The organism is Nonomuraea sp. NPDC050404 (genome assembly GCF_040655495.1).
In the GTDB taxonomy this organism is placed as follows: Bacteria; Actinomycetota; Actinomycetes; order Streptosporangiales; family Streptosporangiaceae; genus Nonomuraea.
Genome location: NZ_JBFAKB010000007.1, coordinates 221,176 through 245,569 on the forward strand (window position 1 = coordinate 221,176; position 24,394 = coordinate 245,569).

24 protein-coding genes are annotated in these 24,394 nt (G+C 71.6%); 13 read left to right on the plus strand and 11 right to left on the minus strand.

The genetic code is table 11. The features are described from left to right. Positions 1 to 202: 202 nt before the first annotated feature. The gene (locus AB0I81_RS21145) at positions 203 to 592 is read left to right on the plus strand and encodes an ATP-binding protein (RefSeq protein ID WP_360659017.1); all 390 of its coding nucleotides are present in this window, start codon (positions 203 to 205) and stop codon (positions 590 to 592) included. 268 nt (positions 593 to 860) lie between these two features. Here AB0I81_RS21145 and map read toward each other — a convergent pair whose 3' ends face one another. Beyond that, positions 861 to 1,709 carry a type I methionyl aminopeptidase gene (gene map, locus AB0I81_RS21150; RefSeq protein ID WP_360659019.1) on the minus strand — a complete coding sequence of 283 codons (849 nt, stop codon included), beginning with the start codon at positions 1,707 to 1,709 and terminating at the stop codon, positions 861 to 863. A gap of 32 nt (positions 1,710 to 1,741) precedes the next feature. Here map and AB0I81_RS21155 point away from each other — a divergent pair, with 32 nt between their 5' ends. Further along, positions 1,742 to 1,918: a hypothetical protein gene (locus AB0I81_RS21155; RefSeq protein ID WP_360659021.1), complete on the plus strand. Its 177-nt coding sequence runs from the start codon at positions 1,742 to 1,744 to the stop codon at positions 1,916 to 1,918. Between the two features lie 65 nt (positions 1,919 to 1,983). Here the strand turns inward: AB0I81_RS21155 and AB0I81_RS21160 are convergent, their stop codons facing one another. Then, positions 1,984 to 2,562, minus strand: coding sequence for a hypothetical protein (locus AB0I81_RS21160; RefSeq protein ID WP_360659023.1), 579 nt, complete (start codon positions 2,560 to 2,562; stop codon positions 1,984 to 1,986). A gap of 172 nt (positions 2,563 to 2,734) precedes the next feature. Here AB0I81_RS21160 and AB0I81_RS21165 point away from each other — a divergent pair, with 172 nt between their 5' ends. Both AB0I81_RS21165 and npdG read left to right on the plus strand, forming a co-directional pair. Next, positions 2,735 to 3,880, plus strand: coding sequence for a lipase family protein (locus AB0I81_RS21165; protein WP_360659025.1), 1,146 nt, complete (start codon positions 2,735 to 2,737; stop codon positions 3,878 to 3,880). A 159-nt stretch (positions 3,881 to 4,039) separates the two neighbouring features. Continuing rightward, entirely contained in the window at positions 4,040 to 4,693 is a 654-nt protein-coding gene (gene npdG / locus AB0I81_RS21170; protein ID WP_360659027.1) for an NADPH-dependent F420 reductase, read from the plus strand. Positions 4,694 to 4,786: 93 nt separating this feature from the next. On the opposite strand, the gene AB0I81_RS21175 is transcribed toward npdG, so the two are convergent. From AB0I81_RS21175 to AB0I81_RS21200, 6 genes are all read right to left on the minus strand, one after another. Continuing rightward, complete coding sequence (locus tag AB0I81_RS21175) at positions 4,787 to 5,392, minus strand: response regulator transcription factor (protein WP_360659792.1); 606 nt, start codon at positions 5,390 to 5,392, stop codon at positions 4,787 to 4,789. A gap of 131 nt (positions 5,393 to 5,523) precedes the next feature. Further along, on the minus strand, positions 5,524 to 6,609 hold the full coding sequence (locus tag AB0I81_RS21180) for a sensor histidine kinase (protein ID WP_360659029.1): 1,086 nt from the start codon (positions 6,607 to 6,609) through the stop codon (positions 5,524 to 5,526). Between the two features lie 30 nt (positions 6,610 to 6,639). Next, positions 6,640 to 7,359 (minus strand): ABC transporter permease, encoded by a 720-nt coding sequence (locus AB0I81_RS21185; RefSeq protein ID WP_360659031.1) that lies wholly within the window; start codon positions 7,357 to 7,359, stop codon positions 6,640 to 6,642. Between the two features lie 79 nt (positions 7,360 to 7,438). Then, positions 7,439 to 8,329: an ABC transporter ATP-binding protein gene (locus tag AB0I81_RS21190; RefSeq protein WP_360659033.1), complete on the minus strand. Its 891-nt coding sequence runs from the start codon at positions 8,327 to 8,329 to the stop codon at positions 7,439 to 7,441. A 45-nt stretch (positions 8,330 to 8,374) separates the two neighbouring features. Continuing rightward, positions 8,375 to 9,061, minus strand: coding sequence for an alpha/beta hydrolase (locus AB0I81_RS21195; RefSeq protein WP_360659035.1), 687 nt, complete (start codon positions 9,059 to 9,061; stop codon positions 8,375 to 8,377). A gap of 13 nt (positions 9,062 to 9,074) precedes the next feature. Next, on the minus strand, positions 9,075 to 10,499 hold the full coding sequence (locus AB0I81_RS21200; RefSeq protein ID WP_360659037.1) for a PLP-dependent aminotransferase family protein: 1,425 nt from the start codon (positions 10,497 to 10,499) through the stop codon (positions 9,075 to 9,077). Positions 10,500 to 10,559: 60 nt separating this feature from the next. Between AB0I81_RS21200 and AB0I81_RS21205 the strand changes: the two genes are divergently transcribed. Both AB0I81_RS21205 and AB0I81_RS21210 read left to right on the plus strand, forming a co-directional pair. Continuing rightward, the gene (locus tag AB0I81_RS21205; RefSeq protein WP_360659039.1) at positions 10,560 to 11,756 is read left to right on the plus strand and encodes an aminotransferase class I/II-fold pyridoxal phosphate-dependent enzyme; all 1,197 of its coding nucleotides are present in this window, start codon (positions 10,560 to 10,562) and stop codon (positions 11,754 to 11,756) included. Positions 11,757 to 11,783: 27 nt separating this feature from the next. Beyond that, positions 11,784 to 12,821 carry a pyridoxal-phosphate dependent enzyme gene (locus AB0I81_RS21210; protein ID WP_360659041.1) on the plus strand — a complete coding sequence of 346 codons (1,038 nt, stop codon included), beginning with the start codon at positions 11,784 to 11,786 and terminating at the stop codon, positions 12,819 to 12,821. 215 nt (positions 12,822 to 13,036) lie between these two features. On the opposite strand, the gene panB is transcribed toward AB0I81_RS21210, so the two are convergent. Continuing rightward, positions 13,037 to 13,867, minus strand: a complete 831-nt coding sequence (gene panB, locus AB0I81_RS21215) for a 3-methyl-2-oxobutanoate hydroxymethyltransferase (protein ID WP_360659043.1) — start codon at positions 13,865 to 13,867, stop codon at positions 13,037 to 13,039. Between the two features lie 144 nt (positions 13,868 to 14,011). Here panB and AB0I81_RS21220 point away from each other — a divergent pair, with 144 nt between their 5' ends. The 6 genes from AB0I81_RS21220 to AB0I81_RS21245 all read left to right on the plus strand — a co-directional run bounded on the left by AB0I81_RS21220 (position 14,012) and on the right by AB0I81_RS21245 (position 21,716). Further along, positions 14,012 to 15,286, plus strand: a complete 1,275-nt coding sequence (locus AB0I81_RS21220; protein WP_360659044.1) for an MFS transporter — start codon at positions 14,012 to 14,014, stop codon at positions 15,284 to 15,286. A gap of 151 nt (positions 15,287 to 15,437) precedes the next feature. After that, positions 15,438 to 17,000, plus strand: a complete 1,563-nt coding sequence (locus tag AB0I81_RS21225) for an MFS transporter (protein ID WP_360659046.1) — start codon at positions 15,438 to 15,440, stop codon at positions 16,998 to 17,000. A gap of 21 nt (positions 17,001 to 17,021) precedes the next feature. Continuing rightward, positions 17,022 to 17,624 (plus strand): TetR/AcrR family transcriptional regulator, encoded by a 603-nt coding sequence (locus AB0I81_RS21230; protein WP_360659048.1) that lies wholly within the window; start codon positions 17,022 to 17,024, stop codon positions 17,622 to 17,624. Between the two features lie 134 nt (positions 17,625 to 17,758). After that, entirely contained in the window at positions 17,759 to 19,870 is a 2,112-nt protein-coding gene (locus AB0I81_RS21235; protein ID WP_360659050.1) for a right-handed parallel beta-helix repeat-containing protein, read from the plus strand. Further along, the gene (locus AB0I81_RS21240) at positions 19,867 to 20,253 is read left to right on the plus strand and encodes a hypothetical protein (RefSeq protein WP_360659052.1); all 387 of its coding nucleotides are present in this window, start codon (positions 19,867 to 19,869) and stop codon (positions 20,251 to 20,253) included. The genes AB0I81_RS21235 and AB0I81_RS21240 overlap by 4 nt, the downstream gene beginning before the upstream one ends. Beyond that, positions 20,250 to 21,716 carry a hypothetical protein gene (locus AB0I81_RS21245; protein WP_360659054.1) on the plus strand — a complete coding sequence of 489 codons (1,467 nt, stop codon included), beginning with the start codon at positions 20,250 to 20,252 and terminating at the stop codon, positions 21,714 to 21,716. Before AB0I81_RS21240 ends, AB0I81_RS21245 begins: the two co-directional genes overlap by 4 nt. On the opposite strand, the gene AB0I81_RS21250 is transcribed toward AB0I81_RS21245, so the two are convergent. Then, complete coding sequence (locus AB0I81_RS21250; RefSeq protein ID WP_360659056.1) at positions 21,708 to 22,487, minus strand: ABC transporter permease; 780 nt, start codon at positions 22,485 to 22,487, stop codon at positions 21,708 to 21,710. The genes AB0I81_RS21245 and AB0I81_RS21250 overlap by 9 nt on opposite strands. Next, positions 22,484 to 23,536 carry an ATP-binding cassette domain-containing protein gene (locus AB0I81_RS21255; RefSeq protein WP_360659058.1) on the minus strand — a complete coding sequence of 351 codons (1,053 nt, stop codon included), beginning with the start codon at positions 23,534 to 23,536 and terminating at the stop codon, positions 22,484 to 22,486. Before AB0I81_RS21255 ends, AB0I81_RS21250 begins: the two co-directional genes overlap by 4 nt. 53 nt (positions 23,537 to 23,589) lie before the next feature. Between AB0I81_RS21255 and AB0I81_RS21260 the strand changes: the two genes are divergently transcribed. After that, positions 23,590 to 24,357 (plus strand): TetR/AcrR family transcriptional regulator, encoded by a 768-nt coding sequence (locus AB0I81_RS21260; protein WP_360659060.1) that lies wholly within the window; start codon positions 23,590 to 23,592, stop codon positions 24,355 to 24,357. Positions 24,358 to 24,394: the final 37 nt, after the last annotated feature.

Here is a 24,394-nt window from a genome sequence, read left to right on the forward strand (position 1 = left end):
GGACATGGCCCTCTACCTTCCGACTACAAGTTCCTGGACCGACAGGTAGCCTTTCTCCCAGGGGAGACGGGCATAACCCCATTAGCTAAGTGCGCAGGCCTTGAGGGGGGAGTGCGCGCCGCGGTTGGGAACGCCGGTGTGGGGACCGGTGCGGCGCCCGGGTGCCAAGGAAGGCGAGAACCAATTGTCGGAAGAGACACGGATGCGCGGGGGGCAGAGCCTGGCCGAGGCGCTCGAGAGCTACCTGGCCGAGTGGTCGGAGCGCACCGGAATCACGGTCGAGACGTGGGCGCTGCCCGCCACCGACGTGCCTTCGCGCGTCTCGAACGGCGTCATGGCCACCATGCGCGAGGCCCTGTCCAACGTCGAGCTGCACAGCAGGGCCCGGACCGTGTCCATCGCCGTGACGGCGGGCAAGAGCGGGTTGCGCCTGACCGTCAGCGACAACGGCCAGGGCTTCACCCCGGCCGGGGCGGGGCGGGGGATCGCCAGGATGCGGGCGGCCTTCGCTGAGATGGGCGGAAGTCTCTCTGTGAACAGCGTGCCCGGCGAGGGCACCACGGTGTCCGGGGTGGTGCCCCGGCGCCACTGACACCGACCCCGACCGGCCCCGGGCTGCTGTCGCGCACGGCGACCGGCCCGGGGCCGGTGTCTCTGTGGCAATCGTCCCTTTGTGGCGACCGGCCTGGGGCCGTCGTCTCTGTGGAGATCGTCCTTCTGTGGCGATCGGCCGGGGCCGTCGGTCGACAGGCGGTCGTCTTGGGGGCCTCGGGCGGCGGGCGAGCGTTCCGGGACGGTGGGCCGTCGGTTGGCGGGTGATCGGCCGGGGCCGTCGGTTGCCCTGCGCGTGAAGGGCCGTGTCAGGGAAGGGTGAGGATTTCGCTGCCCGAGTCCGTGACCACGATCGTGTGCTCGAACTGGGCCGTGCGCTTGCCGTCCCTGGTCACCGCCGTCCACTTGTCGGGCCAGATCTCGTAGTCGATCGTGCCCAGCGTGAGCATCGGCTCGATGGTGAACGTCATCCCGGGCACTAGTTCCACCCGCAGCGAAGGATCGTCGTAGTGGGGCACCATGAGGCCGGAGTGGAAGCTGGTGCCGATCCCGTGGCCGGTGAAGTCGCGTACGACGCCGTAGCCGAAGCGCTTGGCGTACGCCTCGATGACGCGGCCCACCACGTTGAGCTGGCGGCCGGGCGCGACCGCCCTGATGGCGCGCATCATCGCCTCCCGCGTGCGCTCCACCAGCAGCCGCGACTCCTCATCCACCTCCCCGGCCAGGAACGTGGCGTCCGTGTCGCCGTGCACGCCGCCGATGAAGGCGGTGATGTCGACGTTGACGATGTCGCCGTCGCGCAACACGGTGTCGTCGGGGATGCCGTGGCAGATCACCTCGTTGATCGAGGTGCACAGGGACTTCGGATAGCCCTTGTAGCCGAGGGTGCTGGGGTAGGCGTTGTGGTCGAGCAGGAACTCGTGGCCGATCCGGTCGAGCTCGTCGGTCGTCACGCCCGGTCGTACGTGCTTGCCGACCTCCTCCAGAGCCTGGGCGGCGATCTTGCCCGCCACCCTCATCCGCTCGATGATCTCGGGGGTCTTCACGTCGGACTCACCGGTTTTGGGGCGCTTCTTGCCGACGTACTCCGGCCGCTCGATGTGGGCGGGGACCTTTCGCATGGGCGAAACTCGCCCGGGCTGGAGCAGTGTCGTCATGAAACACGAGTCTACGGGGCAGAATTGACCTCGTGAGCGAAGGCCAGTGGTGGTTCTGTCTCAAGCACATGCGGGTCGAGCCCGACAAGGGCTGCCCCAACAAGGACCGGATGGGTCCGTACGCGTCGGAGCAGGAGGCGGCGGGAGCACTGCAACGCGCCTCCGACCGCAACAAGGCGTGGGACGAGGCCGATCAGGACGACGAGTGACGATCGGGAGAGGAGCCGCACGGGGACGGGCATGATCACGAGCCGGTGGTGGCGGCCCGGCGCGGTCAGTCGGCGATCTGGGGACCGCTGACCTTGTCCAGGAGGCGGGCCAGGCGGTCGCGCAGGCTGGGGCGCCGATCCGGCTCGCCGGCCGCCGCGCTCACCAGGTGCTGCGCGCCGTCGAAGGTCACCAGCCCGTCGCGTGGCACCGCGATCGCGTCGTGCGCCAGCCCGGCCAGTTCCGGGTCGCCGCCCTCGATCGCCAGGATGGTCGCCCCGGTCCGCCGTGCGTCGTCCACGCGTTCGAGCAGCGGGACCGGCGCGTGCTGCTCCGACAGCACGAACAGCGTCTCCCCGCGCCGCGCGCTCTCCAGGCGGTCCAGGCCGACCCGCAGGTGAGCCGGAGCGTCCGGCGGTGGGGACCAGCGCACCAGCGTGGGCGTGAGCTGCGACAGCCCGGAGAACTCGGCCTCGTCGGCCAGGTGGGCGGTCAGGTGCCAGGGCTCGTCGTCGGGCGTGCCCACCAGCAGCAGGCCGCCCGGCGAGCGGGTGGCGCGCAGGGCGAGGCCCAGTTCGCGCGTGCGCTCCAGCCAGCCCGTCTCGGCCAGGATTTCGCGCAGGAAGGCCACTGATCCTGAGTCCATGTCTCCATGGTGCCTGACGCGCATGCACGGGGTGGCAGTTTCTGGAGTGATGTGCTGACACGAGGTGTGTTCACCCGTCATTTCGGGCCTTGACATGGAGTTACCCTCGGGTAACGATCGGGCTCGCGGCGCCGCCGTCCCAAGTGGTGATCCTCACGGAGAGGGGCGGCACATGACCTTACGTGTGCGCGTCAGCATGTCCATGATCCTGTTATCGATCATGTCGCTCATCGCGGCCCCGGCACACGCCGCGGCCCCGGGAGACGTGGTCTCCGCCGAGCCGACCACGGTCTACCTGCTGCCGGGCAAGCTGCTGGAGATCCCGGTCAGGGCCTGGAACGTCCGCTACGCCTCCACCTCGGCCACCGGCGCGGCGAACACCGTCTCCGGCACCCTGCTCGTGCCCAGGGCCGGCTACCCGCTCGGCACCCGCCCGATCATCGGCTACGCCTTCGGCACCCACGGCCTCGGCGACCAGTGCGCCCCCTCGGCCGGCCTGAGCCGGGGCGGGGAGGCCGAGCTCGCGCTGATCAGCCTGTTCCTGCTCAAGGGGTACGCGGTCGCGACCACCGACTACGAGGGCCTCGGCACGCCCGGGACCCACACGTACATGGCGGGGATCTCGCAGGGGCAGGCCGTGCTCGACGCGGTCAGGGCCGCCAGCCGCGTCTCCGGCGCCGGCCTGTCGGACCGGGCGCCCGTCGGGGTCATGGGCTACTCCCAGGGCGGCTCGGCCGCCGGATGGGCCGCCCAGCTCCAGCCCTCCTACGCGCCCGAGCTGCGGTTGCGCGGCGTGGCGGCCGGTGGGGTGCCGGCCGACCTGCACGCCGTCGCCATGCACCTGGACGGCGGGCCGGACTTCGGCCTGGCCGCCGCCGCGGGCGTGGGGCTCGACGCCGCCTACCCCGAACTGGACCTGGAGGCCGACCTCAACGACCGGGGCCGCGCCCTGCTCGCCGACGCCGCCGACGACTGCGTGGGCGACCTGGAGACCAAGCTGGCCGGGCTGCGCTTCTCCGACCTGAGCCCCGTCGACCTGCTCAACCAGCCCAAGTGGCTGACGCGCCTGGCGGAGAACCGGCTCGGGGCCACCAGGCCGCGGGCGCCGATGTTCCTCTACCACGCGCGCGGCGATGAGATCATTCCGCTCGCGGTGGGCTCCACGCTGCGTACCGAGTACTGCCGGGCGGGCGCGAACGTGCGCTGGGCCACCATGCCCGCGCCCGACCACGTCACGGGCGCCGTCGAGGGCGGCCCGCTGGCCATCGAGTGGCTGGCGCTGCGGATGCTGGGGCTGCCCGCCTTCGGCAACTGCTAGCGGGACCTCTGCCGGCGGCGTATCCGCCGGACGCTCATCCGTCCGGGACACATCTGCCTGAGACACATCTGCCTGAGACACATCTGCCTGAGACACATCTGCCTGAGACACACTGGCCCACTCGGTCACCGCGCCGGGTGGGCCTGGCATGATCTGGCTATGACAGACGTGAACGGACTATCCATCGGCATCCTTGGCGGCACCGGCGACCAGGGGAAGGGGCTGGCGCGGCGGTTCGCGCTGGCGGGGCATCCGGTGCTGATCGGCTCGCGCAGCGCCCAGCGGGCCCAGGAGGCGGCCGAGTCCATCGGGGCGGGCGCGACGGGCGACGAGAACGCGGTCGTGGCCGCGCGGGCCGACATCGTGATCGTGGCGGTGCCGTACGAGGGGCACAAGGCGTTGCTGGAGTCCCTGCGCGCGGAACTGGCGGGGAAGATCGTGGTGGACTGCGTCAATCCGCTCGGGTTCGACAAGCAGGGCGCCTACGCGCTGCCGGTCGAGGAGGGCAGCGCCGCGCAGCAGGCCGCGGCCGTGCTGCCGGACAGCCGGGTGGTGGCGGCCTTCCACCACGTGTCGGCCGTGGTGCTGATGGATCCGGCGGTGGACAAGGTGGACCTGGACGTCCTGGTGCTGGGTGAGGACCGTGAGGCCACCGATCTCGTACAGGCGCTGGCCGAGGTGATTCCGGGCGTGCGGGGTGTGTTCGGCGGGCGGCTGCGCAACGCCCACCAGATCGAGGCGCTCACCGCCAACATCATCTCGGTCAACCGCCGTTACAAGGCGCACGCCGGGCTGCGGATCACCGACATCTGACCAACGCGGGCCGCACCCTCCCATCCAGGGCGGGGCCACACCCCCCCACGGCCCTTCAACTCTTCCACCAGGGGATCGTGCCCCTCCGCGGTTCTACAGCCAGCCGGCGTCCTCGGCGATCCGGATGGCGTCGATCTTGTTGCGCGCCCCCGTCTTCGTGATCGCGCCGGTCAGGTAGTTGCGTACGGTGCCCGGGGACAGGTGGAGGCGGGCGGCGATCTCCTCGGCCGATGAGCCCCTGGCGGCCTGCTTGAGCACGGTGGCCTCCCTGGGGGTTAGAGGGCTCTCGCCGTACTCCATGGCGGAGGAGACGAGCTCGGCGTCCAGCACGCGCAGCCCGGCCGCCGTGCGCCTGATCGACTCCGCCAGCCGATCTCCGGGCGAGTCCTTGACCAGGAACGCCTCGATGCCCGCGGCCAGCGCCCTGCGTACGTGCCCCGGCTGCCCCATGGCAGTCAGCACCAGGATCCGGCACGACGGCAGACGCTCGCGCAGGGTGGCGGCGGCGGTGATGCCGTCCACGACCGGCAGGTCGATGTCCACGACCGCGACGTCGGGCCGGACCCTCAGCGCCTCGGGAACGATCTCGTCGCCGCGGGTGACCTCCGCGACCACCTCGATGTCGGACTCCAGCCGGAGCAGGGCGGTGAGCGCGGCGCGAATCATGTGCATGTCCTCGGCAAGCAGAACCCTGATCACGCCGTCGCCTCCGGCAACCCTGGTCACGCCGTCGCCTCCGGCAACCCTGGTCACGCCGTCGCCTCCGGCAACCCTGGTCACGCCGTCGCCTCCGGCAACCCTGGTCACGCCGTCGCCTCCGGCAACCCTGATCACGCCGCGACCTCCACCGCGAGCAGGAAGCCGCCTTCCCCGGTGGGGAGTGTGGTGCAGGAGCCGCCCGCCTGTGACGCCCGTTCGGCCAGCCCCGTCAGCCCGCCGTTCGCCGCTTTCCGCGCGGCGGGCGCGCCGTCGTTGGCGATCTCCAGCCGGACCGCGCCGTCGTGCCGGGACGTGGTGATCGTGCAGATCGTGGCCCGGCTGTGGCGCAGCACGTTGGTGACCCCCTCGCGTACGGCCCAGGCCAGCGCCTCCTCGGAACGCCCCGGCAGCGGCACGTCCACCAGGTGCGCCTGCGCGCTGACCCCCGACGACTCCAGCAGCGCCACCGCCCGATCCACCTCGCCCGCCAGCGACATCGCCCGGTAACCCCTGGCCACCTGCCGTACGTCCTGCGCCGCCTCCCTGGCCACCTGCACCAGCTCACCCACCTCGGCGCGCGCGGCGCCGGGGTCGCGCTCGATGAGGCGCCCGGCCAGGTCGCCCTTGAGCGCGATCGCGGTGAGGCTGCGGCCCAGGCCGTCGTGCAGGTCACGGGAGATCCGCAGCCGCTCCTTGAGCACCGCGGCCTCGGCCAGCTCGGCCCTGGCCTGCTCCAGCTCCGCCGTAACGCGGACGAACCGGACCAGCGCGTAGATCATCGCGCCCGTCGTCGGCACGGTGACCGCGTAGAAGAGGGTCACGTAGGACGGCGTGCCGCTCAGCCAGAGCACGCCGGTCTCGTACGCCGTCATCACCGCGACCAGCGACCCGGCCCAGCCCAGCGGCAGGAACACCAGCAGCGACCCGGCCAGCAGCGGCGCGTTGAGCGCCGACATGCCGCCGGGCAGCAGCACGTCGGGCAGGTAGCAGGCCGCCACCTGAAGGATCAGCGTCCACGGGAAGTGCGGCGGGCGCCGGCCGGCCAGCCCGGCCCGCATGTTGAGGAAATGGGTGACGATCACGGCGAGCATCGCCATCAGGGCGGGCGCGCCGTAGAGCACGCCGTACTGGAAGTAGGTCAGCACGACGGCCGTGTAGGCGCACGAGACCGCCGTGATCAGCACGATCGCGAGCCGGCGGGCGGAGGAGGAGTCCACGCGACGATTATGGCCTTCCGCTGGTGGCGACTAGGAGCGGCGGGGTTCCCAGCGGAACCACAACCGCAGCGCCAGGTAACCGAGGACGGCCCAGACGGCCAGGATCAGGAACGGCACGGCGAGCTCGCCGGTCCTGACGGCGTCCACGACGGCCGTGGTGGGCAGCAGGTCCAGGATCGCCTGCAGCCAGGAGGGCAGCGGGATGGGCCCCATCGCGCCCGCCGACAGCCCGCACACCAGGAAGACCGGCATGGTGTAGGCGGCGGCCAGCTCCAGGCGCGGGATCACGGCCGTGTAGGCGGCCCCGAGCAGGGTCATCACGACCGAGCCCGCGATCGTGACGGCGGCGAAGGCCACGGGGTTCGCGGGCAGCGGAACACCGGCGACGATCCGCACGGCCACCACGCACACCACGATGATGGCCACGGTCTGCGTGGCGACACTGGCCATCTGCCCCAGCAGGATCTGCCCGTCGGTCAGCCGGGTGCAGCGCAGCCGCTTGAGCACGAGCTGGTCGCGGCGGCCGGTCAGGGCCACGCCGATGTTCATGAACGCGGTGATCGACAACACCACGGCGATCGCGCTCTGGGACAGCGCGGCGGCCGCGGCGACGCCCTCCGCGGTGACGTGCCGCATGAGGGTCGGCAGCCCCACGGCGATGCCGACCGGGGTGAGCACCGAGGCGAACAACATGGCCTTGTCCCGCCAGAACAGGCGGGTGCCCAGACGGTAGGTGGCGGTCAGGCTCATCGGGTCCCTCCTTGAAGGCGGTCTGCGGGAGCGGTCATCGGGTCCCCTTGAGGGCGGTCGGCGGGAGCGGTGGTCAGGCTCATCGGGTCTCCTTGACGGCGCTCTCCAGGAACAGGTCTTCGAGGGTGGCGGTACGGACCTCCAGGCCCTCAAGGCGCAGCCCGCGCTCGGCCGCCCAGGTCAGCAGCGTCTGCGCGGCCAGGTCGGGGTCCTCCGCGCGGCACACGGCCAGCCCGTTCTCCACCGTGACCGGCAGCGGCAGCACGCCGGGATCCATGGCGGCGGGCAGCCGGAAGGCCACCCGACCGCTGCGCGCGGCCAGCGTCTCGGCCATCCCGCCCGAGGCCACGATCACCCCATGGTCCATGATCGCCATCGCGGCGGCCAGGCGCTGCGCCTCCTCCAGGTAGTGCGTGGTCAGCAGGATCGTGGTGCCCTGCCTGGCCAGGTCGCGGATGACCTCCCAGGTGGCGGCGCGCGCCTCCGGATCCATGCCGGTGGTCGGCTCGTCCAGGAACAGCACGTCAGGACGGCCCAGCAGGGCCAGCGCCAGGTCCAGCCTGCGCTTCTCGCCGCCGGAGAGCTGGCGCACCCTGGTGCCCGACCTGGCCGTCAGCCCCGCCAGCTCCAGGGCCTCCGCGCGCGGGCGGGGAGCGGCGGTGAAGTCGCGCCAGGTGTCCACGGTCTGGGCGACCGTCAGGTCGGGGAAGAAGCCGGCCTCCTGCAACATGATGCCGGTGCGCTGGCGTACGGCCGCGCGATCGGCGTACGGGTCGAGGCCGAGCACCCGCACGGTGCCGCCGTCAGCCCGCTGGAAGCCGGCCAGCACCTCGATCGTGGTGGTCTTGCCCGCGCCGTTCCTGCCGAGCAGCGCGAAGATCTCCCCGGCGGAGACCTCGAACGAGACGTCCTTCACCGCCTCGAACCCCTGGTGGCTCTTGCGGAGCCCGTTCACTTCGATCGTCGTCATGCGCTCCACTGTGGCCGGGCGCGATCACCCGGCACAGTGAAGAATTCACGACTTCCTGGACAGCTTGAGCACCGCGTCGGCGACGCCCCCGGGGTCGATGAGCTGGTGCAGGTGCAAGCCGGGCAGCCGGGTCACCGGCCAGCCCCTGCGGGCCGCCTCCTCGGCGACCGGCTCGTACGGCGGCCCGTACCACAGGCACGAGCACCTGACCGCGTCCCACCCGGCGGGCACCGGGATCGGCTGGGTGTAGTAGTCGAGCGGCAGCCGCGGCTGCTCGGCCGCCACCTTGATCCGTACGGCGGGATCGGGCAGCATGGCCACCACGTCCTCCTCATCCCACCAGTCGGTCCAGCGCGGCAGCACGCCGTCGGGACCGGCCAGGTCGTGCAGGAACGGCAGGAACCCCTCCTCGGCGGTCCTGATCAGCCCCTCGGGCGGCGGGATGTGCGCGTCGGCGAACACGCAGGCCACCACCCGCTCGCCGAGCCCCTCCTTGATCACCGGCAGGAAGAACCCCGCGTTGCTGTGCACGACCAGCACGACGGGGGTGTCGGGGGTGACGGCGCGCACCGCCTCCACCACACGCGGCCAGTACGGTGCCCCGCCCGTCGCCACGCCGGTCAGGTCGGGCACCACGGCGGCATGCCCGCGGCGCTCCAGCGACTCGGCCACCGGCGCCCACGTCGAGGGCCCGACGGAGGGGCTGTGCACGAGTACGAACGTCGTCTGCATGCACTCCACCCTCTCAGACGATCAGGGGGTGCCGGGAGACCGTCCGCCCGGCCCCGTCGTAGGAAGCCCAGGCCACGGCCAGGTTGTTCACCGCTCGCGAAAGCTCCTCCTCGGGGAAGAGGAAGTGCAGCCGCATGTGGTCGGCGTGCCCGCCCAGCGGGTCGAACGACCTGCCCGGAGCCACCGCCACCCCGTGCCGGAGCGCCACCTGGGCGAAGGAGTCGGCGTCGCCGTGCGGCAGGCGTACCCAGAGGGTGTGGCCGCCGAGCGCGGGCTCGAACGACCAGGACGGCAACCGGGCGCGCAGCTCGGCGCACAGGTGGTCGTGGCGCGCGCGCCAGGTGCGGAGCTGGGCGGCGCGCACCTCGTCCAGGCGGCGCAGCAGCGCGGCGGCGGCGAGCTGGCTGACGACCTCGCCACCGAGGTCGTGCACGGCCCGCAGCCTGGCCAGCCGCGAGATCAGCGGCGCGGCCGCGCGGATCCAGCCCACCCGCAGCCCGCCCCAGACCAGCTTGCTCATCGAGCCGACCGTGATCACCTGCTCGCCGCCGGGCCCGAACCCCGCCAGCGGCCCGGGCCGCTCACCCGAGAAGCACAGCTCGGCGCGTACCTCGTCGTCGATCAGCGGCACGTCGTGCTCGGCGGCCAGCGCGGCCAGCCGCCTGCGTGACGGGTTGTCCATGACTGTGCCGTCCGGGTTGCGCAGTGTGGGCGCGAAATAGGCAAGCGCCGGGCGTTCGCGCAGGTCCTCGATGCTTGTGGCGGGCCTGATGACCGCGGCCGCGTGCCTGAACGCCTCCAGCGCCCCGGGGTAGGTCGGCGTCTCGGCCAGCACCGTGTCGCCCGGCGCCACCAGCAGCCCCGTGAGCAGCGTGAGCGCCTGCTGGGCGCCGGTCGTCACGATGACCTCCGCCGGCGACGTCGGCACGCCGCGCCCGGTGTAGTACGCGGCCAGCTCGGCCCTCAGCTCCGGGTTGCCCGCCGGCTGGTAGCCCATGTCGCGCATCCCGGCCAGACGCCCCGCGGCCTCCGCGTACGCCTCCCACAGCTCGGGCGGCGCGTCATGCGGGGCGGCGCAGGTCAGCAGCTGCACGTTGTCCGGCGGGTACAGGATGTGCAGCAGCAGCGGGTTGGCCGCCACGCCGTCGGCCGTCCGCGTGGCGGGCAGGTCGAGCGGGGCGACCCTGGTGCCGCTGCCCTGCCTGCGCACCACCCGGCCCTCCTGCTGCAGCAGGTCGTACGCGGCCACCACCGTGCCCCTGCCCACCGCCAGCCGCCTGGCCAGCACCCGGTCGGGCGGCAGCGGCTCGTCGGGCGCGACCACGCCGTCGTCGATGAGGGCCCGCAGGCGGGCGGCGAGCAGCAGGTACAGCGGACCGCGCCCGGAGGCCCAGCGGCCGAGCAGGTCTACGAGGTCATCGAGATTGGCCCCATTCATGGACCAATTCTGCCGCATTGGCTCTCACATCGGACCCGGTGGCGGGAGATCCTTGAGGACATGGACGACTTCCGCCCCGATACCCCCTCAACTCTCCGCCCCGAGACCAGGGCCATCCACCAGCCGCGCCCGGACATCGAAGGCAGCCGGTCGATCAGCATGCCCATCTACCAGACCTCGGGGTTCGTCTTCGACGACCCCGCCGTGATGGCCGAGGCGATGGGGCGTCCCGACGGCGCGTACGTGTACGGGCGCTACACCAACCCGACCGTGCGCTCGCTTGAGCTGGCGGTGGCCGGGCTGGAGGGCGGCACGAGCGCCATCGCCACCGGCTCGGGCATGGGCGCGATCAACACCGTCCTGCTCGGCCTGCTGCGGCCCGGCGACCACCTGGTGGCCCAGCGTTCCCTGTACGGAGGGACCGCCGCCATGCTGAACGACCTGGTGGACAGATTCGGGATCGAGATCACCTACGTGCCCGAGAACGACCCGGCCGCCCTGCGCGCCGCCGTCCGCCCGCACACCAAGCTCGTCTACCTGGAGACGATCAGCAACCCGATGACGCTGGTCGCCGACCTGCCCGGGATGTGCGAGGCGGCCCGCGAGCTGGGCATCGTGTCCGTGGTGGACAACACGTTCGCCACGCCCCTGCTCTGCCGCCCGTTCGAGCACGGGGCCGACATCGTCGTGCACTCCACCACCAAGTACCTGTCCGGGCACACCGACGTGGTCGGCGGGATCGCCGTATTCGCCGCTCAGGACCTGTACGAGAAGGTGTGGCACTTCGCGATCGAGCTGGGGGCCACGGCGGACCCGTTCGCGGCCTGGCTGACGCTGCGCGGCCTGCAGACGCTCGCCCTGCGCATGGAACGCCACTGCGCCAACGCCCACACCCTGGCCACCAGGCTCGCCGAGCACCCGGCCGTGACGGCCGTGCACTGGCCGGGGCTGGCCTCGCACCCCTCGTACGAGCTGGCCAACAAGCTGCTGTCCGGCTGCGGCGGGGTGCTCTCGTTCGACCTGGCCGGCGGGCGGGCGGCGGGGGAGCGGTTCATGAGCTCGGTACGGCTGGCGCTGCTGGCCCCCTCGCTCGGCGGCGTCGAGACGCTCGTCCTGCACCCCGCCTCCACCTCGCACCGCGCACTCAGCCCCGAGGAGCTGACCCGCAGCGGCATCGGCGAGGGCACGGTACGCGTCTCCGTCGGCATCGAGCACCCCGAGGACCTGTGGGCCGATGTGTCGCAGGCCCTGGCATAGCCTGACGTGGACGAGCGAGGGGGAGATGTGACCACCGTTACCCATGAAGACGTGCTCAAGGCGGCGGACAGGATCGCCGGGCACGTGCTGCGCACGCCGGTGCTGGAGGTCTCGCCCGGGTTGCTGCTGAAGCTGGAGCTGCTGCAGCACTCGGGGTCCTTCAAGGTGCGCGGGGCCTTCAACCGCATCCTGTCCGCCGGTGAGCTGCCCGACAGCGGGGTGATCGCGGCCAGCGGCGGCAACCACGGGCTGGCGGTGGCGTTCGCGGCGCGGGCGCTGGGGGTGCGGGCGGAGATCTTCGTGCCCGAGGTGACCAGTCCCGTGAAGGTGGCCGGGCTGGAGTCGCTGGGCGCGCACATCACGCAGACGGGCGCCATCTACGCGGCCGCCGCCGAGGCCGCCGCCAAGCGGGCCGCCGAGACCGGGGCCCTTTCCGTGCACGCCTACGACCAGGGCGAGGTGGTGGCCGGGCAGGGGACCACCGGGCTGGAGCTGATGGAGCAGGCCGGCGAGGTGGACACGGTGCTGGTGGCCGTCGGCGGGGGCGGCTTCGCGGCCGGCATCACCCTCGGCACCGCCGTCGGCTCGGGCACCACCATCGGCTCAGGCGCTGCCGTCGGCTCGGGCACCACTGTTGGCTCGGGCACTGCTGTTGGCTCGGGCGCTGCTGTTGGCTCGGGCGCCGCCACTGGCTCGGGTGGGCCGCGGATCGTGGCCGTCGAGCCCGAGCGGATCCCGACGCTGAACGCGGCGCTGGAGGCGGGCGAGCCGGTGCAGGTGCAGGTCAGCGGCGTAGGGGCGGACGCGCTCGGGGCCAGCAGGATCGGCGGGCTGGCCTTCGAGATCCTGTCGGGGCCCCGGGTGGAGAGCGTGCTGGTGCCGGACGAGGCGATCGTGGCGGCCCGGCGTACCCTCTGGCAGGAGCACCGGCTGGCGGCCGAGCACGCGGGCGCGGCCGCCTACGCGGCGCTGCTGTCGGGCGCCTACCGGCCGGCTCCGGGGGAGCGCGTGGCCGTGGTGGTGTGCGGCTCCAACACCGACCCCGCCACCCTGCTCACCACCTGACCCCGAACCCTGACCCCGAACCCTGACCCTGAGCCCAGGCCCCGAACCCAGGCCCCGAACCCAGGCCCTGGGCTCAGGGCTTGGGCTCAGGGCTTGGGCTCAGGGCTTGGGCTCAGGCGCGGATGTACGTGGCCCGCGCCCGGGAGGTCGTCAAAGGCGCTTGCGACCCCCGCACGCGGATACACGCGGCCCGTGCTCGTGCGAGACGTCCGCGATCAGCTGTAGGTGTGCTCCGGCGCGGGGAACGTGCCGGAGGTGACCTCGTCGCCGAAGGCACGTACGGCGCGGTCCATGTCGGTGGCCAGGTCCGCGTACTTCTTGACGAACTTGGCCGGGCGCGGCGTGAGCCCCATCAGGTCCTGCCACACCAGGACCTGGGCGTCCGTCGCCGCCCCCGCCCCGATCCCGATCGTCGGGATGGCCAGCGAGGTCGTCACCCGCTGCGCCAGGTCGGCGGGCACGCACTCCAGCACCACCGAGAACGCCCCGGCCCGCTCCAGGTCCTTGGCGTCCGACATGAGCTCGTCGCCCGCCTGGCCCCGCCCCTGCACGCGGTACCCGCCCATGACGTTGACCGACTGCGGGGTCAGGCCGAGGTGCGCCATGACCGGCACACCGGCCGCCACCAGCGCCTCGACCTGGGGCAGCACCCGCCGGCCGCCCTCCAGCTTGACCGCGTGGGCCCCGCTCTCCTTCATGAACCTGGCCGCCGACTCCAGCGCCTGCCGGGGCGAGGACTGGTAGGAGCCGAACGGCAGGTCGGCGACCACCATGGCGCGCGAGGAGCCGCGTACGACGGCGGCCGTGAGGGGCAGGAGATCGTCGACCGTCACCGGCAGCGTGGAGTCGTAGCCGTAGACGACCATGGCCGCCGAGTCGCCCACCAGCAGGACCGGGATGCCCGCCGCGTCGAACACCCGTGCCGTCATCGCGTCGTAGGCGGTGAGCATCGGCCACCGCTCTCCGCGCTCCTTGGCGGCGGTGAGGTCGCGTACGGTGACCCGGCGTCCGGACGTGCCTCCGTACAGCGTGGTTGAAGAGGACATAGATAACCCTCCTGGAACGTCTCGAGGCGCCCCAGTGGCGTCCCCGGACTCAACTTCGATGATGGCACGCGCTGTCATGGCCGGAAAAGTGGGTCGAAACTGTCGGTGCCGCTTGCCAGAATCGATGGGGAGGTAACACACACAATGGCTCTCGCTCCTTACCGGCGGCTGCTCGCGATCCCGGGCATCCGCACATTGCTCCTGGTGGGGCTGCTCGCCCGGCTCCCGTCCACCGCCATGGGCATGGCGCTGACCCTGCACGTGACCAAGGTGATGGGCGCCGAGACACCCGGCGCGGACTTCACCGAGGCCGGGCTGATCGCCATGGCCAGCACGGTCGGCATGGCGATCGGCTTCCCGTTATCGGGAAGGTTCCTCGACAGATACGGCCTGCGTCCCGTTCTCGTCGTCACCACCGTGGCGCAGGCGGTGTTCTGGGCGACCGCGTGGATGTTGCCCTACCCCGCCCTGGCCGTGGCGGCGCTGCTGGGCGGGCTGCTCATGCTGCCCGTGTCCAGCCTGAGCAGGCAGTGCCTGGCCGCCATGGTGCCGGTCGATCAGCGGCGCAGCGGGTTCGCGCTCGACTCGATGCTGGTCGAGGTGTCCTTCATGGCGGGGCCCGCGCTCGCCGTGGCGGGCATCACGACGCTCGGCAGCGCCGTGACGATGACCGGCATCGGCGCCGGGCTGACCGTGGGCGGCCTGGGGCTGTTCCTGCTCAACCCGCCGACCCGCTCGGTGGCGGAGCTGGCGGAGCAGGAGGTGCGGGTGCCCAGGCGGCAGTGGATCACCCCGGGGTTCCTCGCCCTGCTCGGCACGGCGGCGGCGGCCACGTTCGTGCTGCTCGGGACGGAGCTGGCGGTGGTCGCCGCCATGGACAGGGCCGGCCAGACCGCGTGGGTCGGCCTCGCGCTGGCCATCTGGTGCGTGTTCTCGCTCGTCGGCGGTTTCGTGTACGGCGGGTTGTCGCGGGGCCTGTCCCCGCTGACCCTGATCGCCGCCATGGGTCTGTTCACCATTCCGGTGGGGCTGGTCGGCGGCGGCTGGCCCTGGATGATTCTGGCGCTCCTGCCCGCCGGCCTGCTCTGCGCCCCCGCGTTGTCGGCCACGGCCGACGTGCTCAGCCGCTGGATCCCCAGCGGAGCCCGGGGTGAGGCGATGGGCCTGCACGGCACCGCGCTGCTGATCGGGAGCGCGGTCTCCGCTCCCCTCGCCGGAGCGGTCATCGACGGGCACGGGCCGGAGTGGGCGTTCGTCCTGGCCGGGGCCGTGGGGGTGGCCATGGTGCTCGTCGCCCTGCCCCTCTGGCGCCGCCGACCGGCCCTCTCACCGGCACCGGTCCCCCAAGAACCGACCGCGGCAGCGCCGACCGGGGTGGTGTCGGCCGAACCGGGTGTGGTCGCGTCCCCCCGGAAGTGATTCGCCTGTAGCTGATGGGCCTCACCCCGGGCGTCGCCCGGGTGAGGGCGGTTGTTTACCGAAGGTTTACGAAACGAGTCCGTTGCGTATCGGAATAGCTTGCGATACGTTGTCGTTGCGAAACTCAGACGTATCGAAATTAAGGATTTTCATGGACCCGAACACGGGACATCCACGCCGCTGGAGCATCCTCGGCGTGCTGGTGTTCAGCCTGCTGGCGGTCGTGCTGGACAACACGATCCTGAACGTGGCGATGAAGACCATCGCCGATCCGACGGTCGGCTTGGGCGCCACGCAGAGCGAGCTGGAATGGGCGATCAACTCCTACACGCTGGTGTTCGCCGGGTTGTTGTTCACGTTCGGTGTGATCGGTGACCGCACGGGGCGCAAGCGCATGTTGTTCATCGGCATGGTGCTGTTCGGGCTGGCCTCGCTGGCCAGCGCGTACGCGCAGGATCCGATGCAGTTGATCCTGGCCAGGGCGGCGATGGGCATCGGCGGCGCGGCCATCATGCCGGCCACGCTGGCGATCATCTCCAACGTCTTCCCGCCCGGTGAGCGGGGCAAGGCGATCGGGGTGTGGGCCGGTGGCGTCGGGCTCGCGGTGGCCATCGGGCCGATCACCGGCGGCCTGCTGATCGAGCACTTCTGGTGGGGCTCGGTCTTCCTGGTCAACGTGCCGATCGTATTGATCAGCATGGTGCTCATCGCCACCATCGTGCCCGAGTCGCGCGACCCGAAGCCGTCCAAGCTGGACCCGGTCGGCGTGGTGCTGTCCATCATCGGCCTGGTGGCCGTCGTGTACGGCATCATCCGCGGCGGCGAACTGGCCACCCTGGCCAGCGCCGAGGTGCTGATCCCGACGCTGTTCGGCCTGGCGGTGCTGGGCGTGTTCGTGTGGTGGGAGCGGCGCATCGACCACCCCGTCTTCGACGTGCGCAACTTCGGCAACGTGCGGTTCAGCTCGGCCATCGGCATGATGGGCATCGTCTTCTTCGCGATGATGGGCGGGATGTTCTTCCTGACGTTCTACCTGCAGATCGTCCTGGGGTTCACGCCGATCCAGGCGGGCGCGCTGATGATCCCGTTCGCCGCCGCGCAGCTCATCTTCGCGCCGCTCAGCCAGCGGGTGAACGAGCGGTTCGGCGCCAAGCTGTCGGCCACCGTCAGCATGGCCGTGGTGACGCTGGCCCTGGGCAGCTACGCGCTGATGGACCAGAACACGCCGATCGTGCTGATCGAGGTCATCTTCTTCGTCCAGGGCGCGGCGATGGCCAACATCATGCCGCCCGCGACCACCGCGATCATGGAGGCGCTGCCCAGGGAGAAGGCAGGCGTCGGCTCGGCCATGAGCAACACCGTCCGCCAGGTGTCCGGCGCGCTCGGCGTGGCGGTACTCGGCTCGGTGTTGTCCTCCAGCTACCGCGGCGAGATGGCGCCCGTGCTGGCCGGGCTGCCCGAGGGCGTGCGGCACGCCGCCGGTGAGTCGATCATGGCGACGATGACCGTCGCGCAGCAACTGGGCGAGAGGGGACAGGCGATCATCCAGCCGGCGTACACCGCGTTCGTTGACGGCATGCACGTCACGGCGATCGTGTCGGCGCTGATCGGCCTGGTCGGCATCGCCGTGGTGGCCCGCTGGATGCCGGGCAAGCCGCGTCCCGCGAGGCACGCCCAGCAGAAGGAACCGGCGCTCACCTCCTCCAGCGGCTGAGACATGTAAGGTGAGGCCGCGATGTCGATCCAGGAAACCGGGACTGCCCGCCCAGCGGGCCGTCCGCGCAGCGAGAAGGCCGAGAAGGCGATCATCGAGTCGACCCTCGATCTGATCGCCGAGGGCATGGGCCTGTCCGACCTGACGATCGAGGCGATCGCGTCGAGGGCGGGCGTCGGGAAGACGACGATCTACCGGCGCTGGTCCAACAAGGAGGACCTGGTCGTCGACGCCCTCGCCACGCTCAAGGCGCCCCTGCCGCCGCTGTCCGGCGCGTCGGTGCGCGAGGATCTGATCGCCCTGATCGACGCCATGCGCCAGGAGTCCGGGCATTCCCGCAGCCGCTGCGTGATGAACATCGCGATGAGCGAGGCCGACCGTTATCCGCGGCTCATGGAGCGCTTCGTCAAGCGCGCCATCGAGCCGCGCAGGGAGGCGCTGCGCATGGTGATCGAGCGGGGCATCGCCTCCGGCGAGCTCCGCTCCGACCTGGACGTGGGCATGGCCCAGGCGATGGTCTCCGGCACCATGATGTGGCACTCCAAGTGGGGCCCCGCCGGCGATCTCCCGCCCGACCTGGCCGAACGGGTCGTGGACGCGTTGCTCGCCGGAATGGCCCACTGACAATTCAGAAGAAATGTAGGCGTGCCGGATAACCTCCTGTGTGCCCCACGGAGCCGCAGGATGCCAGGCTCCGCGGGGCACCATCCCGGTGAATGACCTAGGCAGAACATGAGCCTTGTTCTACTCTCGCGGTCATGCCCCCCATGCGAAAATTCGCGTTCGTGGTCGTGCTCGCGGCGGGCCTGTTGTTACCCGGCGCCGCCGCCCTGGCCCACGAGGAACGCCCGGTCACCTTCCCCGACGGCACGGGTTCCGTGCCGGTCCTGCGGACGGGCGAACCCGATCTGCTGGTCTGCAAGACAGATAAAGCCGACTTCGAGCGTCGAATCGCGAATTTTCCGGCCGAGCTGAAGGCCCGCAACCTCGACCTTTTCGCGAAATGTCAGCAAAAAGGGGTGCGGCATCTTCAGGAGGCCGTCGATCAGGTCCAGCGCCCTGGAATGACGATCGCCATCCTGCCCGGCCTCTACCGCGAGGAGCCCAGCCAGCCGGCCCCCACCGGAGCCTGCGCGCGACTCCCCGCCCGCTGGTCGGACTGGGGGTACCAGATCCTCAGCTTTGAGCAGCAGGTGCAGTGCCCGCACAACCAGAACCTCGTCGCCATCCTCGGCAAACAGGACCTGCAGATCGAGGGCACCGGCACCGGGCCGCTGGACGTCGTCATCGACGCGGAGTACCGCAAGCTGAACGCCATCCGCGCCGACCGTACCGACGGCATCTACTTCAGGAACCTCACCGCCCAGCGCACGACGTTCAACTCCCTGTACGTGCTCGAAACCGACGGTTTCGTCATCGACCGCGTACTGACCCGCTGGAACGACGAATACGGCTTCCTCACCTTCGCCAGCGATCACGGCCTCTACACCGACTGCGAGGCGTACGGCAACGGCGACGGCGGCCTCTACCCCGGCAGCGCCTCCAACATCAACGACGGCCGCGGCCACGACGTCCCCCGCTACGCCATCGAGATCCGCCGCTGCAAGAGCCACGACAACGCGCTCGGCTACTCGGGCACCGCGGGCGACTCGCTGTGGGTGCACGACAACGAGTTCTACGACAACATGGTCGGCGCCACGATGGACAGCCTGTACCCCTCCCATCCCGGCCTGCCGCAGAACCACGCCAAGTTCGAGAACAACAAGATCTTCAACAACAACCGCGACTACTACCGGCACACCCGCGACGGCACCTGCGCCAGACCACCGGCCGAGCGCGGTTACGAGCGGGGTGTGGTGTGTTCGCAGGTGGGCGTGCCGCCGGGGACGGGCGTGATCGTCGCGGGCGGCAACTACAACGTCTTCAAGAACAACCAGGTCTGGGGCCACCGGCGGGCGGCCTTCCACCTCTTCGGCGTGCCGGCGTTCATCAGGGGCGAGGAGGACCTGGCCAAACAGGCCGACACCTCCGACTACAACCGCTTCGAGGGGAACGTGTTCGGCGTGGCGCAGTCGGGGGAGCCGCGGCCGAACGGGCTGGACGTGTGGTGGGACGGGCAGGGCACGGGCAACTGCTGGCAGGGAAACACCGGCGCGTCCACACCCGTGGTGCTGCCCGTCTGCGCGGCCACCGCGCCCGAGCTGTCGGGCGGCTCGAACCGCCTGCTCGCCGAGCCGGTGAAACTCATCAAGCAGTACCTGTGCGCCGACTTCAGCGCCGCCGAGGCCCGGCTGCCGGCCGGCTGCGACTGGTTCGGCGCGTCGGGCGCGGGCAAGGTGGAGACCCAACTCGCCCTGGGCGGCTCGGTGGTGCTCGGCCTGCTCGCGGGCCTGTTCTGGTGGCGCTCCCGTCAGGCGACCCGCCCGCGCGGCGGCTCGCCGGGCTCGGGGGCGGGCGATGGCGTGGCGTCGGGGCCAAGGGTGATCGGCCGGCGCGGGCATCGGCTGGTCCTGGCCGGGACTGTGGCGGGGGTGCTTGGGCTGGCGCTCGACGTCGTGGCCGCAGCCATGGCCAGTGCGGCGCTGACCGGGGTGGCGTTGCTGCTCATGGGGGCGTGGTGGTTGTGCCTGGGGGCGGCGCTGCGGGGCGGGCGGCCGGTGTTCGGCTGGTTCACGATCGTGCTCGGGGTGCTGGCGTGCGTGGATGCCTTCGATCGGCTGGTGTACCTGATCCCGGTCATTCCGCTGGGTCCCGGGTGGATCCGGGGTCTGGTGACCGGATTCTGGGTGTTGTGCGCGGTCGTGGTGCTGGCGCCCAGGCGTACCCGTATGGCGGCGGAGCGTCCCGCCGAGGCCGAGGTGCCCACGTGAGGGTCGCGACCGCGTGCTGTGCCGTGCTGGCGTACGCGCTCGTCGTCGCGTGCGGGCCGCTGTCGCAGACCCATCGCGACCCCGGCAACAGCCATGAGGTGGCGACGGGCGCGCCCAGCGGGCAGTCGGACGCCGAGATCACCGTCACCCGCGGCCGGGTGAGCCCGCCTCCCGGCTGGCTGGAGGTGGACAAGGGCCAGTCGGTCAGCATCACCGTCACCAGCGACGTCGCCGACGAGTTGCACGTGCACGGCTACGACATCACGGCCGCACTGCGCCCCGGCACGCCCGCCACCGTCCGCTTCACCGCGGACCTGACCGGCGTGTTCCAGGTGGAAACCCACGTGAGCAAGCTCGTCCTGACCCAGCTCGCGGTCCGATGAGTGCCCAGGCGATCGCGGCGATGGTGGAAGCGGTCGCGCTGGGTGCGGCGGGGGCAGCGGGAGCGGGTGCGCCGGGTGGTGCCGGGATGGCGGCCGCGGTCGGGTCGGCCGGTGCGGGGACGGCGGGAGTGCTCGGGTCGGCCGGTGCGGAGGCGGCGGGTGTGCTCGGGGCGGGTGGTGCCGGGATGGTGGATGTGGTTGGGGCCGGCGGTGATGGCTGGGTGGCGCACGCGTATGACGTGCGGGTGGTCGAGGTGCTGGCGCATGGGGTCGGGGCGCGTTCCGACCTGCCGATTCCGCTCTTCTACGCCTACGCGGGCGCGTTCGCCGCGCTGGTCGTGTCGTTCCTGGCGCTCGGCCTGCTCTGGGCCGACTCCCGCTTCCGCGGTGACCAGGCGGGCCGGCCGCTCCCCGTGAGGCTGCCCGCCCGTCCGGCCCGCGTCCTGACCCTGCTGGCCGCCCTCTACACCCTGGGATGGCTGGTGCTGGGCCCGGTGGAGGAGAATGCCGGGCCTTACCTGGTGTATGTGCTGTTCTGGGTGGGTTTGGTGCCTGCGTCGCTGCTGTTCGGACCGGTGTGGCGGACGTTGAACCCGTTCCGGCTGCTGCCGGACGCGCCGCGCCGCCCGTACCCGCGCGGGCTCGGTCTCTGGCCCGCCGCCGCGGGCCTGCTCGCCTTCACCTGGATGGAGCTGGTCGCCCCCGAGCCCGCCGCACCCCTCACCCTGCTGATCTTCCTCACCCTGTACGCGGCCGTCCAGCTCACCGGCACCCTCGTGTACGGCCACGCCTGGCTGGAGCGCGGCGACCCGTTCGAGGTGTATTCGACCCTGATAGGCCACCTGTCACCCCTCGGCAGGCGGGCCGACGGCAGGCGCGTGCTGCGTAACCCGTTCGACGGCCTGGATGCCGTACAGCCCGTCCCCGGCCTGGTCGCCACCGTCTGCGTGCTGCTCGGCAGCACCGGTTACGACGGCTTCTCCACGACTCCGGCCTGGGTGGACGCCCTGCAGTCCGGCCCCCTCGGCCGTACGTGGCTGGGCACGCTGGGCCTGCTGGCGGCGGTGGCCGGCGTGGCCGTCCTGTACGCCGCCTGCATCGGCGCGGCCGGCCTGATCGGCGGCACGAGTGGGCTGAGCCCCCGCTTCGCCCACTCGCTGCTGCCCATCGCCGTCGGTTACCTGATCGGGCACTATTTCTCGCTGCTGGTCATCGAGGGCCGGCACACGATCGCCCTGGCGCTTGGGCTGCCCGCCGAGGCGGATCCCAACGCCGTCGCCCCGGGGACGATCGCCACCGTGCAGGTGCTGGCCATCGTGCTCGGGCACGTCGCGGGCGTGGTGGCCGCCCACGACCGCTCGGTCCGCCTGCTGCCGCCCGCCCGCGCCGTGGCGGGACAGATCCCGCTGTTCGTGCTGATGGTCTGCTACACGACGGGCGGCCTGACGCTGCTGCTAGCGTGAGGCGGTCCTGCGGCGGAACAGCACCGCCGCGAGCGGGACGCAGAGCACGACCGTGCCCGCCAGCCACAGCCCGGCCACCAGCCCGGACGAGCCCATGGGCAGGCCGAGCAGCAGCCCCCGCATGGCCTCGATGATCGGCGTGAGCGGCTGGTGCTCGGCGAAGCTGCGCAGCACGCCGGGCATGGTCTCGGCGGGGACGATCCCGTCCGACACGTACGGCAGGAAGAGCACGACGAAGCTGAACGCCCCCGCCGCCTGGGCGGACCTGACCAGCAGCCCCCAGACGGCCGCCAGCGCGGACATCGCCAGCACGTACGCCGTCACCAGGGCCATCGCCAGCAGCCAGTCGGCGGGGGAGGCGTCGGGCCGGAAGCCGAGCAGGAGCGCGGCGGCCAGCGCGATGGCCGCGGAGACCACGTTGCGGATCACCGAGGCCACCACGTGCCCGGCGGGCACCACCCAGCCGCTGATCGGCAGGGTGCGGAAGCGGTCGATCATGCCTCCCGTCATGTCCTCGGAGATGGCCACGGCGGTCAGCGCGGCGCCGTACCCGCCCGACATGAGCAGCACGGCGGGCACGACGAAGTCGATGTAGTCCAGCCCGCTGGAGCCGGTGGTGATCGCGCCGCCGAACACGTACACGAAGAGGATCATGATGATCACCGGCAGGGCGGTGTTCACGATGAGGCCGTCCAGGACGCGCGTCTCGCGGCGCAGGCCCCGGACGACCAGGCGGCGCAGGTCGCCCGCGGCGGTGATCGGGACGCTCATGCCGCGGCCGCCGTGAGCTCGAAGAACACGTCGTCCAGCGTCGGGGTGCGCAGCTCCACGTGCTCGACCGCGACGCCCGCCCGGTGCAGTAAGTCCAGCGCGCGGCGCAGGTGGTCGGGGTCCTGGAGGGCCAGCGTGAGCTCTCCCGCTTCAGCGTCCAGGTGAGGCGCCGCGAACTCGCCGGCCGCAGTGGAAAGGTGGGCCGCCGTGATCTGTGCGGCCGGAGTAGACAGGTGGGGTGTCGTGAGCTCTCCGGCTGCGGTGGGCAGGTGGGCTCCGGCGAGTGCGGCGCTCGCCCGGGGCAGGTCCGCGGGATGGGTCAGGCGTAGCGCCAGGCGTTCCGCGCCGACCTGGCGCTTGAGCGCGGCCGGCGAGTCGTCGGCGACGACCCGGCCCCCGTTGATCACCACGACGCGGTCGGCGAGCTGGTCGGCCTCCTCCAGGTACTGCGTGGTGAGCAGGATGGTGGTGCCGGAGCCGAGCAACTCCCGGATCACCGACCACAGGTCCGCCCGGCTGCGCGGGTCGAGCCCGGTCGTGGGCTCGTCCAGGAACAGGATCGGCGGCTCCGACACCATGCTGGCCGCCAGGTCCAGGCGACGGCGCATGCCTCCCGAGTACGTGCCGGCCAGGCGGTTGGCGGCGTCGGTCAGGTGGAAACGTTCCAGCAGCTCCTCCGCCCGCCGCCGGGCCTGCCTGCGGCCCAGGTGGTACAGGCCGGCGAAGAGCTCCAGGTTCTCCCGCCCGGTCAGCAGCGCGTCCACCGTGGCCTGCTGGGAGGTCAGCCCGATGACGCGGCGCACGGCCACGCCCTCGCGCGTCACGTCGTGGCCGCCCACCGTGGCGGTGCCGCCGTCGGGGGCCAGCAGCGTGGTCAGGATGCGCACGGTCGTCGTCTTGCCAGAGCCGTTCGGCCCGAGCAGTGCCAGCAGCGAGCCGGTGGGCACGGTCAGGTCGATACCGGCGAGCACCCGCGTGCCGCCGAACGACTTCGTCAGCCCCCGGGCATGGATGGCATCTGTGAATGCCCTACTGTGTATGACGTTCATAGTTTTAAGGTAATGCAGAATCCTAGGAGCGAGTCAAGCCAAGGAGGAACTCGATGGCGCCGGACCGGTCGTTGCCACCCAAGCTGGAGCGGTTGTGGGGGCGCGAGCCCACGCCGCGCAGAGGGCCGCGGCCACGGCTCGACCTGGCCACCATCACCGCCGCCGCCATCGAGATCGCCGACGAGGAGGGGCTGGCCGGCGTCTCGATGAGCAGCGTGGCCTCGCGGGTGGGCGTTGCGGCCACGGCGCTGTACCGGTACGTCGGCAGCAAGGAGGACCTGCTCACCTCGATGGCCGACGCCCTGGCCCCGCACCCGCCCGAGCCCGGGGACACGCCGTGGCGCGCGTACCTCGCCCTGTGGACCCGGGCGCAGCGGGACATCGTGCTGCGGCACACCTGGGTGTTGTCGATCACCAAGTTCGCCCCGCCGCTGGGTCCGCGGCGGTTGCTCTGGCTGGACCGGGCGCTGACCGCGCTGTCCGGCACCGGGCTCGACGACGGCGAGAAGGTCAACGTGGCCAGCACCCTGACCGGGTACGCGCTGACGGACGCGGCGATCGTGCACGCCGCCAACTCCGGGTTCGAGGAGCTGGAGGAGGCCGGGATCGAAGGGTCCGTGGACTACGGGGAGGTGCTGGCCGAGGTGCTCGACCCGGAGACTTATCCCGCCCTGTCGTCCGCCGTGCGCGCGGGCGCCTTCAGGGGAGGCGGGGGCTGGACGGACGACGCGGACTTCCGCTTCGGCCTCGACCTGCTGCTCGACGGCGTGGAGCAGCTCATCGCGCGGCGCGCGACGGAGGGCGGGCTCACGGAGGAGTAGCCGGAGGTATCCCGCGGGCGCCCGGAGGACCGGCCGG

Coding starts and splice junctions, on each gene's coding strand:
- AB0I81_RS21145 (WP_360659017.1), top strand. CDS start 203: ATGCGCGGGGGGCAGAGCCTGGCCGAGGCGCTCGAGAGCTACCTGGCC.
- map (WP_360659019.1), bottom strand. CDS start 1,709: ATGACGACACTGCTCCAGCCCGGGCGAGTTTCGCCCATGCGAAAGGTC.
- AB0I81_RS21160 (WP_360659023.1), bottom strand. CDS start 2,562: ATGGACTCAGGATCAGTGGCCTTCCTGCGCGAAATCCTGGCCGAGACG.
- AB0I81_RS21165 (WP_360659025.1), top strand. CDS start 2,735: ATGACCTTACGTGTGCGCGTCAGCATGTCCATGATCCTGTTATCGATC.
- npdG (WP_360659027.1), top strand. CDS start 4,040: ATGACAGACGTGAACGGACTATCCATCGGCATCCTTGGCGGCACCGGC.
- AB0I81_RS21185 (WP_360659031.1), bottom strand. CDS start 7,359: ATGAGCCTGACCGCCACCTACCGTCTGGGCACCCGCCTGTTCTGGCGG.
- AB0I81_RS21190 (WP_360659033.1), bottom strand. CDS start 8,329: ATGACGACGATCGAAGTGAACGGGCTCCGCAAGAGCCACCAGGGGTTC.
- AB0I81_RS21195 (WP_360659035.1), bottom strand. CDS start 9,061: ATGCAGACGACGTTCGTACTCGTGCACAGCCCCTCCGTCGGGCCCTCG.
- AB0I81_RS21200 (WP_360659037.1), bottom strand. CDS start 10,499: ATGAATGGGGCCAATCTCGATGACCTCGTAGACCTGCTCGGCCGCTGG.
- AB0I81_RS21205 (WP_360659039.1), top strand. CDS start 10,560: ATGGACGACTTCCGCCCCGATACCCCCTCAACTCTCCGCCCCGAGACC.
- panB (WP_360659043.1), bottom strand. CDS start 13,867: ATGTCCTCTTCAACCACGCTGTACGGAGGCACGTCCGGACGCCGGGTC.
- AB0I81_RS21220 (WP_360659044.1), top strand. CDS start 14,012: ATGGCTCTCGCTCCTTACCGGCGGCTGCTCGCGATCCCGGGCATCCGC.
- AB0I81_RS21225 (WP_360659046.1), top strand. CDS start 15,438: ATGGACCCGAACACGGGACATCCACGCCGCTGGAGCATCCTCGGCGTG.
- AB0I81_RS21230 (WP_360659048.1), top strand. CDS start 17,022: ATGTCGATCCAGGAAACCGGGACTGCCCGCCCAGCGGGCCGTCCGCGC.
- AB0I81_RS21235 (WP_360659050.1), top strand. CDS start 17,759: ATGCCCCCCATGCGAAAATTCGCGTTCGTGGTCGTGCTCGCGGCGGGC.
- AB0I81_RS21245 (WP_360659054.1), top strand. CDS start 20,250: ATGAGTGCCCAGGCGATCGCGGCGATGGTGGAAGCGGTCGCGCTGGGT.
- AB0I81_RS21250 (WP_360659056.1), bottom strand. CDS start 22,487: ATGAGCGTCCCGATCACCGCCGCGGGCGACCTGCGCCGCCTGGTCGTC.
- AB0I81_RS21255 (WP_360659058.1), bottom strand. CDS start 23,536: ATGAACGTCATACACAGTAGGGCATTCACAGATGCCATCCATGCCCGG.
- AB0I81_RS21260 (WP_360659060.1), top strand. CDS start 23,590: ATGGCGCCGGACCGGTCGTTGCCACCCAAGCTGGAGCGGTTGTGGGGG.